This is a genomic window from Plantactinospora soyae (genome assembly GCF_014874095.1).
Classification (GTDB): Bacteria; Actinomycetota; Actinomycetes; order Mycobacteriales; family Micromonosporaceae; genus Plantactinospora; species Plantactinospora soyae.
The window spans coordinates 7,989,295-8,000,764 of sequence record NZ_JADBEB010000001.1 but is presented as its reverse complement, the minus strand read 5'-3'; the positions used below and the strand labels follow the sequence as shown (position 1 = coordinate 8,000,764).

The following is an 11,470-nucleotide window of genomic DNA, read 5'->3' as shown; positions in this document are numbered from 1 at the left end:
GGGAGGTTGGCGAGAATGGACCGGTGACGAAGGTGGCGGTGGTCGGCCGGCTACGGGCCGGGCTCGGGCTGCTGCTGCGCCCGTCCGGGCCGCTGCCACCGCTCTCGCGGCGGGGCCAGGTGTTCGACGCGATCCTGGCGCTGAGCCTGGTCCTCGCCGCGATCCTGGAGGGGAACGACGGCGGCGGCACGGAACGCCGGAGCGTGGAACACCGATCGGTCTTCCGGATGAACGAGGATCAGCACCGGAAGGTCCCGTCGAGGGCCGAACCGTTTCTGCCGATCGAGGACTACGAGGTCGGCTGGACGGTCGTCATGCTCCTGGTGGTGGTGCTGCCGCTGGTGTTCCGCCGCCGGGTGCCGCTCGCGATGCTCTGGATCGTCATCGCCACCGCCCCCTTGGCCAGCGACTACAACGCCGCGCTGCGGGTCTCCTTCTACGCCTGCGTCATCGCCGCGTACACGGCCGCCGTCTACAGCCCCTACCGGCTGCCGGCGTTGGCCAGCCTGCCGGTCGCGGCGTACCTCTACACCCAGATCCGGGAACCGGCGGTGCCCACCGTTCCGGAGAATGCCGTCCCGTTCCTGATCCTGATCCCGATCGCGGTCGCCGCGAACGGCCTGCGGGGGTGGAAACGGCGCGCCGACGCGGACCGGGCACGGCTCTCGGCGCTGGAACGTGAGCAGGCCGAGGCGCTGCGCCGCGCCGCCGAGCACGAACGTGCCCGGATCGCCCGCGAACTGCACGACGTGGTGACGCACAACGTCAGCGTCATGGTCATCCAGGCCGGGGCCGCCCGCAAGGTCATGCCGGCCAGCCCCGAGCAGGCCCGGGAGGCGCTGCTCGCCGTCGAGGCCGGCGGCCGGGCGGCGATGGCCGAGCTGCGGCACGTGATGGGGCTGCTCACCATGGACAGCGACGGCCCCGACCCGGCCGCCACGACCGGTCTGACGCCACAGCCGGGCCTCGACCGGCTGGGCGCACTGGTGCAGCGGGTACGCGACACCGGGACACCGGTCGAGTTGACCGTGGCCGGCCAACCCCGTCCCCTGCTGCCGGGCGTCGAGCTGACCGCGTACCGGGTGGTGCAGGAGGCGTTGACGAACACGGTCAAACACGCCGCCGGCGCGACCGCCACGGTGCTGCTGGAGTACCACCCCGAGCAGCTCCGGGTCGAGGTCAGCGACACCGGCGGCGGGCCGAGCGCCTCCGCCGCGAACGGCAACGGTCACGGCCTGATCGGCCTGCGGGAGCGCCTGGCGGTCTACGGCGGTACCCTGCACACCGGGCGACGCCTCACCGAGGGTTACCGGGTCACCGCAGAGATCCCGCTGGAGGCGCCATGACCGGTCCACTCCGCGTCGTCGTCGCCGACGACCAGGCGCTGGTCCGTACCGGCTTCCGGATGATCCTGACCGCCGATGCCATCGACGTGGTCGCGGAGGCGACCAACGGTGCCGAGGCGGTCGACGCGGTCCGGCGTACGCTGCCCGACGTCGTCCTGATGGATGTCCGGATGCCGGAGATGGACGGGCTGGAGGCGACCCGGCGCATCCTCACCGGTGCCAGCGGTGAACCTCGCGTGATCATCCTGACCACTTTCGACCTCGACCACTACGTCTACGCGGCGCTCAGCGCCGGTGCCAGCGGCTTCCTGCTCAAGGACGTCACCCCCGAACACCTGGTCGCCGCCGTCCGCATGGTCCGCAGCGGCGACGCGCTGCTGGCGCCCGCCATCACCCGGCGCCTGGTCGAGAGGTTCGCCAGCCGCAGCGCGGACACCGCCGCGATCCACCGCGACCTGTCCGCGTTGACCCCACGCGAACTCGAGGTGCTGCGCCTGTTGTCCCAGGGCCTGAGCAACGCCGAACTCGCCGCCCATCTCCACCTGTCCGAGGCGACCGTCAAGACCCATGTCGCCCGGATCCTCGCCAAGCTGGGACTCCGCGACCGGGTCCAGGCCGTCGTCGTCGCCTACGAGACCGGACTGGTCACCCCGAGCGGGGTGTGAGACAACCGCTTTCCCGGCCCGTGCACCTCGTTGACCAGCGGTGGCGTGGCCACAGCAGCCATGAGTAGCCTCTGCGGTCATGCGCATCTCGATCGCCGGGCTGGCCACCAGTCACCCTTACGCCGACGCCCGGACCCTGAGCCGGCACGCCGACCTGGTGGTCTGGGAGCCGGACCCGCAGCGGCTCGCCCGGTTCCTGGACGAGCACCCGGCCGCCACCGTGGCGCCGGACCTCGCCGCGCTGCTGGACACTCGGCCGGACGGGGTGGTGCTGACCGTACCGCCGCCGCGGGTGCCGGGGGCGCTCGCGCAGGTGCTCGACCGGGGACTGCCCTGTTTCGTCAACAAGCCGGCCGCCGCCACTGTGGAACAGCTGGACCAGCTCGGCCAGGTCGTCTCGACGGCACCCGAGCTGGTCCTGTCCACCTCGGTGCTCCGCTTCGCGCCGGACTTCGCCGGGTTCGCCGTACCGCGCGAGGAGGTGCTGGCGGTACGCGCGACGGTGCGGCACGACGTCGGCCTCTGGGCCACCGGCTACAACCCGTGGCAGGACGATCCCACCATCGGCGGCGGAACACTGGTGATGATGGGCCTGCACGGGGTGGAACTCCTCGTCGCACTGCTGGGGCCGGCCGTCCGGCTGGTCGGCGGGGCGACCGCCACCCGCCGCTACGACACCCTGCGCTCCGAGGACACCGGTCTGCTGACCCTCCAGTGGTCCGACGGCGTGCCCGGCACCGTCGAGGTGCTCGGGGTCAGCGAGGGCGAGGCGTACGAGGTCACGGTCCACACGTCCACGGGGGAGCGGCGCGTCGCGCTGCGGGGCGGCGAGGACGAACTCGGCTACCGGGCCACCATCGAGGCGTTCCTCGGGATGGTCGGCGGGGCGGCGAGCCCGGTTCCGTGGGCGCAGACCCGGGCGGTACTCGGCGTACTGGCCTCGGCCCGCGCCCGCCACTGACCAGCGGCCCCGGTTCACCGGGCCCCGGCGCGAGCCGCGGTCGCCGGCCCGGACCTTGACGACCTCTCCCGCCCACGGTTACGGTCAGGGCCGTTAATCGGAGGGGGTTGCATCGAATGCGATCGTTGGCGGAGCTCGAAGAACGACTGTCGCGGCCACGCGACGTGCTCGTGGACGATCTGCGCAAACTCGACGGCGACCTCCTGGTCCTCGGCGCCGGCGGCAAGCTCGGGCCGAGCCTGGTCCGGTTGGCGCTGCGTGGCGTCGCGGCCGCCGGCACCGGCGCCCGGGTCATCGCGGTCTCCCGCTTCTCCGAGCCGGGGCTGGCCGACGCGCTGCGCGGCGAGGGCGCCGACGTGGTCGAGGCGGACATCACCGACGACGCCGCCCTGGCCGCACTGCCGCAGGCCGCGAACGTCGTCTTCCTGGTCGGGTCCAAGTTCGGCACCTCGGGCCGGGAGCACGCGACCTGGGCCACCAACACCTACCTGCCCGGCCGGGTGGCACAGCGCTTCGCCGGGGCACGCCTGGTCGCGCTCAGCACCGGGAACGTCTATCCGCTGGTGCCGGTCGCCTCCGGTGGCTGCGTCGAGCAGACCCCCGTCGCGCCGGTCGGCGAGTACGCCATGTCCTGCCTCGGCCGCGAGCGCGTCTTCACCCACTTCGCACAGCACGGCGACACGGCCCTGGCCCTGATCCGGCTCAACTACGCCGTCGAGATGCGCTACGGCGTCCTCGTCGACCTCGCCCGCGCCGTCCTGTCGGGGGAGCCGATCGACGTGACGATGGGACACGCCAACATCGTCTGGCAGGGGTACGCCAACGAGGTCACGCTGCGGGCGTTGCACCACGCGGCCACGCCGCCGTTCGTACTGAACCTGACCGGACCGGAACTCGTCTCGGTCCGCCAGGTCGCGGCCGCGCTCGGCGAGCGGTTGGGCCGGGAGCCGATCTTCACCGGAACCGAGGCGCCCACCGCCCTGCTGTCCAATGCCGCGCTCTGTCACCGGCTCTTCGGCTACCCGGACACCTCGCTCGGCGAACTCGTCGAACTGACGGCCGGCTGGGTCGCCGACGGGCTGCCGCTGCTCGGCAAACCGACCGGATTCCAGCGCCGCGACGGCAAGTTCTAGGAGAGCCCGTGCTGACTGCCCCGAGCCCTCGGCACACCGCCGCCCTGACCCGGTTCCGGCGCGGCTGCGTGATCCCCGCACATCCGCTCGCCCTGGACGAGCGGCGGCGTCTGGACGAGCGCCGGCAGCGGGCGCTGACCCGCTACTACCTCGCCGCCGGTGCGGGCGGGATCGCGGTGGGCGTGCACACCACCCAGTTCGCGATCCACGATCCGAAGGTCGGGCTGCTGGCGCCGGTGCTGGAGCTGGCGGCGGAGACCGCCGCCGGCTCCGACGCCGTCCTCGTGGCGGGGGCCTGCGGGCCCACGGCACAGGCGGTCGCCGAGGCCGAACTCGCCGCCTCGCTGGGCTACCACATGGTGCTGCTCTCCCCGGATCCGAGCCTCGACGAGGACGGCCTGGTCGACCGCGCCCGAGCCGTCGGGGAGGTGCTGCCGGTGGTCGGGTTCTACCTGCAACCGGCGGTGGGTGGGCGGGACCTCTCGCGAGACTTCTGGACCCGACTGTCCGGACTCGACTCGGTGGTGGGGATCAAGGTCGCCCCGTTCGACCGGTACCGCACCCTGGACGTGCTGCACGGGGTCTGCGCCGCCGGCCGCGACGGCGACCTCGCGCTCTACACCGGCAACGACGACCACATCCTGGCCGACCTGGTCGCGCCGCACCGGATCATCTCCGACGGCCGGCCGGTCGAGGTGGAGTTCGTCGGTGGCCTGCTCGGGCAGTGGGCGGTCTGGGCCCGTACCGCGGTCTCGCTGCTCGACGAGGCACGGCGGGCCCGGGCCGGTGACGACGCGACGTTGCGCCGCCTGCTCACTCTCGACGGTCACCTCACCGACGCCAACGCGGCCATCTTCGACGCCGCCAACGGCTACCACGGCTGTATCCCGGGCATCCAGGAGGTGTTGCGCCGGCAGGGACTGCTCGCCGGGCGCTGGTGCCTGGACCCGGCGGAGGAACTGTCGCCGGGGCAGGCCGCCGAGCTGGACCGGGTGCACCGGGCCTATCCGCACCTGCGCGACGACGACTTCGTGGCCGCGCACCTCGACGAGTGGCTGGCCTGACGGCCGACACCGCACCGGCCGGTGCCGTCACCGCGTCGGGCGGGCTTCGCTACCGCGTCGGGCGGGCTTCGCTGACAGCCTCAGGCGGGCGTCGCTAAAGCGTCAGGCGGTAGAGCGTCAGTGGCCGCCCGCTGGTGCCCAGGGCGAGATTGCCGGTCCGCTCGGCCAGGCCGGCGAGTTCCAGCCGGTGCAGCATCCGACGGGCGGTACGTTGTTGCACGTTCAGCTGGTCGGCCACCTCGCGGGTGGTCAGCGGGGCGGTACCGACGGCGTGGCGCACCTGGCGCAGCCGTAGCAGGGTCGGCACCGAGAGGCCGACCCGCTGCGCGATGACGGCGAGGTTGACGTCCTGCGGCGGCGGCACCGCAGTGGTCGACTCGAGCACGATGTCGGTCTCCCCGCGCAGCGACAGCACCGCCGCGGCGGACCCGACCCGGCGCGCCCGGCTCAGCGCCCGGCGGGCGAGGTTCTCCGCCTCGGCGGCACTGCGGCCCAGCCCGAAGCCGATGTGTACGGTGTCGTGCCGGTCGGTGAGGCGGCGGAGCATCGGCAGCGTGGTGAAGCCGGCGGTCGCGTCGTGCAGTGGACCACGGGTCGTCACGATCAGATGGGTCCCCCGGGTGAACCGGGCGAGCGTTCCGCCGAGCGCCGCGACCTCCTTGAGCAGCCCCTCGTCGCCGTCCGGCACGTCGGCCAGGCCGAGGGCGATCTGGGCGTCCTCCTGCGCCTGGCTGCTGGCCTGCAACAGCAGTTGCCGCAGCGCGGTCCGTACCGAGTGGTTCGACGGGGCCAGGCGCAGCGCCGGCATCTCGTGGCGCAGTACCTCGAACACCGAACTGAGGCAGGTCACCGCCACCGTCGCCGGGGCACCGCCACGGCGCTGGCGACGGTGGAAGGCGATCAGGTCGGCGGAGGTCAGCCCGTTGCGGTACGGCAGCGAACGGATCCGTTCCACCGGCAGGCCGGCCTCGCCGAAGGTCGTCGTCACGTCCGCAGTGGCGACGGTGTCGATGGAGATGAGGCTGGGATCGTGCCCGTCCCGTAACAAGCGTACGGCAGCCTGCAACAGGGTGGCCCCGGTGTAGTCGACGAACGTCGCCGGACGGGTCAGCACGTCCGCCTCCCGGGCGAGGGCGTAGGGGACGACTCCGGTGAAGAGCCACGCCGCCACCTGGCCGCCGTGTGCCTCGACGATGGCCGGCGCCTGCGACTCGTGGTCGTAGTCGAAGCGACGCGCCTCGACCCCCGGCTGCTCCTCACAGGTAGCGGCGACGTCGTCGACCAGGTCGTGCGGCCCGACTATGCCGATCTCGACGGCCACACTCGGCCTCCAATGCAGGTTGCGTGACGTCCATCCAACAGATTACGGTCTGGTCCGGTATCCGCGAAGCCGGGAGGGTGGATGTCGTATCCCAGCATGATCGACTCCAGCGGCCGGACCCTCGGTACGGAGGAGGTCGAAGCCGTCACCCGGGTTCTCCAGTCGGGCATGCTCAGCGCGGTGTGGGGCAGGGAGGTCCGCGCCCTCGAACGGGAGATGGCCGACCTGCACGGAGTCTCCCACGCCGTCGCGTGCAGTTCCGGCACGGCAGCGCTGCACCTGGCCGTGGCCGCAGTCGCGCCGGACCCGGGCGACGAGATCATCACCTCCCCGATCAGCGATTTCGGCACGGTCGCACCGATCCTGGCGCAGAACGCCGTACCGGTGTTCGCCGACGTCGATCCCGACACCGGCAACCTGGACCCGGCCGCGGTGGCCGCCGCCATCGGCCCACGGACCCGGGCGATCCTCGGAGTGCACCTCTTCGGCGCTCCGGCCACCGGCCTGCGCGAGGTCGCCGACGCCGCCGGTCTTCCGCTGATCGAGGACTGCGCGCAGGCCTGGCTCACCCGGTACCCCGACGACCGCCTCGCCGGCACCGTCGGCACCATCGGCTGCTTCAGCCTCCAGCAGTGGAAGCACATCACCTGCGGTGACGGCGGTCTCACCATCACCGACGACGCGGCACTGGCCCGGCGGATGCGGCTCTTCGCCGACAAGGGCTGGCCACGCGAGGGCGGCGTACGCCGGCACGAGAGCCTCGGACTCAACTACCGGATGACCGAACTGGCCGGTGCGGTCGCCCGTGCCCAGTTGACCAAACTGCCCGGCGTACTGGCCGACCGGCGCCGGACCGCGCGTCGACTCTCCGCCGCGCTGGCGGACCTGCCCGGCGTACGCGTACCGGCCGATCCGGACCGGCACGCGTGGTGGCTCTTCCCGGTTGTGCTCGATCCGCCGCTGACCAACCACGAGGTCGCCGCCGCGCTGGCCCGGGCGGGCGTACCGGCACGGGCCGGGTATCTCGACGAACCCCTGCACTGCGCCCCCGCCCTGGTCGACGCACCGACCTACGGTGGCTCCCGCTACCCGATGACGGTGCCGCCCGCCGACCGTCTTCCCACGCTCGGCTGGGGGACCCGGCCCAACGCGGAACGGTTGATCACGCAGACTCTGTTGGTGATCGACTGGAACGAGCGGTACACCGACACGCACGTCGACCAGATCGCCCGGGCGGTACGGGCGGCGGTGACCGGGTGAGCGGCCGACCGGAACACGGTGGGAGGCGAACATGATCGACCCGAGTGCGGCGGCGCTACGGGACCGGCTGCGATGGCGACTCGTCGCGGCGGCGGCCACCCCGGCCACCGGGACCGGCGAGGTGGATCCGGCGGTCACCGGGGCGTACCTGCGCGGGCTGGTCGCCGACGGGGCGGACGCGCTGGCGGTGCTGGCACACACCGGGCGCGGCCCGTACCTCGACTCCCGCACGCGCGGCGAGATCATCGGCGCGGCGGTCCGCACCGGGGTGCCGGTCCTGGTCGGGGTGGGCGGCCGATCCGGCGAGACCGGCGACGGCGTCGCGGCGGAGGCCGCCCAGGCCGCCGAACTGGGCGCCGCCGGAGTGCTGGTGTTCCCGGTGACCGGCGATCCGGTCGGGCACCACGACACCGTGTGGCGGGCAAGTGGGCTGCCGATGCTCGCCTTCGACCTCTACCTCCGGCCGTATCCCGGGCCCGAACTGGCGGCGCTGCTGGCGCACCCCGGGGTCGCCGGGCTCAAGGTCGCCCGACTGCACGACGCGATCGCCTGCCAGGCGGCACTGGCCGCCGCGCACCGGGCCGACCGCCTGGCGGTGACCGGTGAGGACCGGATGTTCGGCCCGTCGCTGATGTGGGGGGCCCAGGCGGCCCTGGTCGGCATCGCCGCCGCCGCGGTGCCGGTCACCGCCGCGGTGCTGCGGGCCTTCGCCGACAAGGAGTACGCCGCGTTCGTCGCCGCCTCGGACCGGCTCGACCGGCTCGCCGAGGTCACCTTCACCGAGCCGATGGAGGGGTACGTGCGCCGGATGCTCTGGATCGCCGCCAGCGAGGGACGGATCCCGGCGGAGTACGCGGCCGACCCGTACGGCCCCGCCCTGTCCGAACCGGACCGGGAGCGGGTACTGCGGGTACTGGGGTCGCGGTGACGCACCCGACGGACCGGTCCGCAGCCGCGGTGAACCCGTTCACCGCCGACGACCTGCCGCCGGTGGGCCTCGACATCGACGTCCTCGTCGGACGGTACCCCGACCGTCCGGGACCGAGCGGCGAGCCGGCCGACGTCGCCGCGATCCTCGCTGCCAACGGCATCACCCGGGCGGCCGTGGCCAGCCTGCGCGCGGCCCTGTTCGACGTGCCCAGCGGCAACGACGAGACGGCCGCCCTCGCCGGCCCCGGGGTGGTACCGGTCGGCGGGGTCGACCTGCGTGACCCGTTGGGCGCCGAGCGGGAGGTCGTCCGGCTCGCCGAGCGGGGCTTCCGGGCGATCCGGCTGTTCCCCGACGACCAGCACGTCGAGCCCGACTTCCCGGCGGTGCGGCACGTGGCGCGTCGGGCGACCGAGGCCGGACTGGTGGTGCTGGCCGGCGGGGACGTACGCCGGTTCTGGCGACCGCTGCGCGGGGCGACCGTGGTCTTCCTCGACACGCACTTCTACCACCTGGGCGACTTCGTCGTCGTGGCGCGGGACGAACCCGGCTTCCACACCTCGACCCGGTTGCTCAACTCGCCCGACGCGCTGGAGACGGTGGCGGCACAGCTCGGCGCCGGACGGCTGCTCTACGGCTCCCGTACCCCGTTGTACGAGGCCGTGGTGCCCCGGTTGCGGTTGGCCCGCAGCGGCCTCGACCCGGCGGACGTGGCGGCGGTCGCGGGCGGCAACGCCCGCCGGATCCTGGGACTCGACACGTGATCATCGATGTGCACGGCCACTGGGGTCCATGGTTCTTCAGCATGGAGGTCGGCGAGATCGCCACCAACCTCGCGTTGATGGACCGGTACGGCATCGACCTCACCGTCGTGTCGGCCACCGAGGCGGTCATCTACGACGTGGCCGCCGGCAACCGGGCGATGGCCCGGCTGTTGGGGGCCAGCGACCGGCTGCTCGGCTACCTCACGGTGAACCCGCGCCGGCTGGGCGACGCCGAGCGCGACCTGCACGAGCTGCTCCCCACCGGCAACTTCGTCGGGGTGAAGATCCACACTGACTACACCGGTTCACCGATCACCTCGACGCAGACCCGGGAGGCGCTGGCGATGGCCGCCGAGCACGACCTGCCGGCGCTGGTGCACACCTGGGGGTCCACCCCGCTGGACCTCGCCCAGGCCTGCGCCGACATCCCCGGGTTGCGCGCGATCGCCGGGCACATGGGCGCCGACGGCTGGCGGGACGCGGTGCGGGCCGCGAACTCCGTCGACCGGCTCTGGCTGGAGCCGTGCTTCTCACACACCCGGGCCGGCCGGTTCGCGGCGGTCGCGTCGGCGGTGGACTCCCGGCGTCTGCTCTTCGGTACGGACTCGACGCTGATCGACCCGGCGGCCGCGTACGGGGCGGTGCTGGCCGCGAACCTGCCGGCGGAGACGGCCGAGCGGGTCGCCTGGCGCAATGCCGCCGAGTTGTTCCGGCTCGACCTGTCGTAGCGTGCTGTCGTGGATGGAGACACTCTGTTGACACTGATCGGCGCGGCGACGCTGCTGGGCCTGGTCGGACTGCTGATCGCCCGCTTCCTGCTGCACGTCGTGACGGTCAACGGCGACAGCATGACGCCGACGTACTCCGACGGCGACCAGTTGCTGGTGCTCCGGCGCGGCTTCCGGCCCCGGGTACGGGTCGGCACGGTCGTCGTCTGCCTGCCCCCGTCGGGTGTCGTCATCACCGCCGGGGACGCCGAGGCCGCCACCCAGCTCATGGTGAAACGGGTGGCGGCCCTGCCGGACGGCCAGGTCTACGTCCTCGGTGACGCGCCCCGGCACAGTCTCGACTCGCGATCGTTCGGCGCGCTCGCACCGGAGCTGGTGCGGGGGGTGGTGATCCGTCGGTTGCGGGCGGCCGGGTACGGGCAGCTACCGGCCGGCGGTCACGACCTGCGCGACCGGGGACAGCCGCGGTAGGTCGGCGGCGCCGTTGCCGGCGTGGACCACCCGGCCGGTGTCGTCGAAGAGGTAGAAGGCGGGGAAGGCGGCGACCCGGAACGCCGACTGCACCGGGCCGTCGAGTTCCTCGCGGACGAGGATGACCTGCTCGGGCGCGATGCCCAGCGCCGCTTCGAGCGCCGCGACGGCCGTGGCGTCGGGCTCGGCCGACGGCCGCAGCCGGGTGAGCACCACGACGATCCGGAGTGCACCGTCGGCCGCTTCGGCGAGCTTCTCCCGGACCGCCGGCAACTGCTCCTGGCAGCCGGAACAGTCCGGGGCGAGGAACATCACCAGACCACCCCCGTCGCGCAGCGCGGCGGCCGTCACGGTGCCGCCCTCGGCGTCCGGGGCGGTGAACTCCGGTACCGGGGCGCCGACGGCAAGAGTGTGCGGCGGGCCGCCGGCCGCCATCGGGGACTGCCGCAACCGCCGGATGACGCCGAAGGTAAGTAGCAGGTTCAGCAGGGTGAGTGCGGTGAGTAGGACGAGGGCGGCGACGACTATGCGCACTTTGATCGCTCCTGACGAGATCGGGGCACCGGGCGTCGCGGCCGGAGAACCGGCCGCGACGTGATCACCGACGGTGGTTCAGCAGTCCGAGCCCCACCAGCACACGCACGAGCTGTTGCAGGTCCGGTACTTGAACCTGGTGTTGGTGAACCGGCAACACATCGGGTCGTTGGTACACGTCGGCTGGCAGACGGCCGAGGCCGTGGTGCGGGGCAGCACCACGGAGAGGAGCCGGTCCGCCAACGCCCCCACAGTTCGGGTCATGGCAAGCCTCCTTCTATCTTGATCGACATTT

The 11,470-nt window shown here is 72.9% G+C and carries 13 protein-coding genes; 10 read left to right on the top strand and 3 right to left on the bottom strand.

From position 1 onward, the window contains the following. Positions 1-23 precede the first annotated feature (23 nt). The 5 genes from H4W31_RS35140 to H4W31_RS35120 all read left to right on the top strand — a co-directional run bounded on the left by H4W31_RS35140 (position 24) and on the right by H4W31_RS35120 (position 5,169). A complete protein-coding gene (locus tag H4W31_RS35140) occupies positions 24-1,346 on the top strand; it encodes a sensor histidine kinase (protein WP_318783585.1) in 1,323 nt (440 codons plus the stop codon). Beyond that, complete coding sequence (locus H4W31_RS35135; protein WP_192770538.1) at positions 1,343-2,011, top strand: response regulator; 669 nt, start codon at positions 1,343-1,345, stop codon at positions 2,009-2,011. Before H4W31_RS35140 ends, H4W31_RS35135 begins: the two co-directional genes overlap by 4 nt. A gap of 79 nt (positions 2,012-2,090) precedes the next feature. Then, positions 2,091-2,972: a Gfo/Idh/MocA family protein gene (locus H4W31_RS35130; protein WP_192770537.1), complete on the top strand. Its 882-nt coding sequence runs from the start codon at positions 2,091-2,093 to the stop codon at positions 2,970-2,972. 125 nt (positions 2,973-3,097) lie between these two features. Further along, a complete protein-coding gene (locus H4W31_RS35125; RefSeq protein WP_225945844.1) occupies positions 3,098-4,105 on the top strand; it encodes an NAD-dependent epimerase/dehydratase family protein in 1,008 nt (335 codons plus the stop codon). Between the two features lie 8 nt (positions 4,106-4,113). Further along, positions 4,114-5,169: a dihydrodipicolinate synthase family protein gene (locus H4W31_RS35120; RefSeq protein WP_318783584.1), complete on the top strand. Its 1,056-nt coding sequence runs from the start codon at positions 4,114-4,116 to the stop codon at positions 5,167-5,169. Between the two features lie 94 nt (positions 5,170-5,263). On the opposite strand, the gene H4W31_RS35115 is transcribed toward H4W31_RS35120, so the two are convergent. Beyond that, positions 5,264-6,490: a hypothetical protein gene (locus tag H4W31_RS35115; RefSeq protein ID WP_192770535.1), complete on the bottom strand. Its 1,227-nt coding sequence runs from the start codon at positions 6,488-6,490 to the stop codon at positions 5,264-5,266. 81 nt (positions 6,491-6,571) lie between these two features. Here H4W31_RS35115 and H4W31_RS35110 point away from each other — a divergent pair, with 81 nt between their 5' ends. The 5 genes from H4W31_RS35110 to H4W31_RS35090 are packed head-to-tail and all read left to right on the top strand — an operon-like array spanning position 6,572 to position 10,641. Continuing rightward, positions 6,572-7,750, top strand: a complete 1,179-nt coding sequence (locus H4W31_RS35110; RefSeq protein ID WP_192770534.1) for a DegT/DnrJ/EryC1/StrS family aminotransferase — start codon at positions 6,572-6,574, stop codon at positions 7,748-7,750. 31 nt (positions 7,751-7,781) lie between these two features. Next, positions 7,782-8,678, top strand: a complete 897-nt coding sequence (locus H4W31_RS35105) for a dihydrodipicolinate synthase family protein (protein ID WP_192770533.1) — start codon at positions 7,782-7,784, stop codon at positions 8,676-8,678. Next, the gene (locus H4W31_RS44560) at positions 8,675-9,442 is read left to right on the top strand and encodes an amidohydrolase family protein (RefSeq protein WP_192770532.1); all 768 of its coding nucleotides are present in this window, start codon (positions 8,675-8,677) and stop codon (positions 9,440-9,442) included. The genes H4W31_RS35105 and H4W31_RS44560 overlap by 4 nt, the downstream gene beginning before the upstream one ends. After that, complete coding sequence (locus H4W31_RS35095; RefSeq protein ID WP_192770531.1) at positions 9,439-10,170, top strand: amidohydrolase family protein; 732 nt, start codon at positions 9,439-9,441, stop codon at positions 10,168-10,170. The genes H4W31_RS44560 and H4W31_RS35095 overlap by 4 nt, the downstream gene beginning before the upstream one ends. 9 nt (positions 10,171-10,179) lie before the next feature. Continuing rightward, complete coding sequence (locus H4W31_RS35090) at positions 10,180-10,641, top strand: S26 family signal peptidase (RefSeq protein ID WP_318783583.1); 462 nt, start codon at positions 10,180-10,182, stop codon at positions 10,639-10,641. Here the strand turns inward: H4W31_RS35090 and H4W31_RS35085 are convergent. Further along, on the bottom strand, positions 10,594-11,175 hold the full coding sequence (locus tag H4W31_RS35085) for a TlpA family protein disulfide reductase (RefSeq protein ID WP_192770530.1): 582 nt from the start codon (positions 11,173-11,175) through the stop codon (positions 10,594-10,596). The two genes, H4W31_RS35090 and H4W31_RS35085, sit on opposite strands and share 48 nt — an antisense overlap. 78 nt (positions 11,176-11,253) lie before the next feature. Further along, complete coding sequence (locus H4W31_RS35080; RefSeq protein ID WP_192770529.1) at positions 11,254-11,439, bottom strand: hypothetical protein; 186 nt, start codon at positions 11,437-11,439, stop codon at positions 11,254-11,256. Positions 11,440-11,470 lie beyond the last annotated feature (31 nt).

Coding starts and splice junctions, on each gene's coding strand:
- H4W31_RS35105 (WP_192770533.1), top strand. CDS start 7,782: ATGATCGACCCGAGTGCGGCGGCGCTACGGGACCGGCTGCGATGGCGA.
- H4W31_RS35130 (WP_192770537.1), top strand. CDS start 2,091: ATGCGCATCTCGATCGCCGGGCTGGCCACCAGTCACCCTTACGCCGAC.
- H4W31_RS35110 (WP_192770534.1), top strand. CDS start 6,572: ATGTCGTATCCCAGCATGATCGACTCCAGCGGCCGGACCCTCGGTACG.
- H4W31_RS35080 (WP_192770529.1), bottom strand. CDS start 11,439: ATGACCCGAACTGTGGGGGCGTTGGCGGACCGGCTCCTCTCCGTGGTG.
- H4W31_RS35135 (WP_192770538.1), top strand. CDS start 1,343: ATGACCGGTCCACTCCGCGTCGTCGTCGCCGACGACCAGGCGCTGGTC.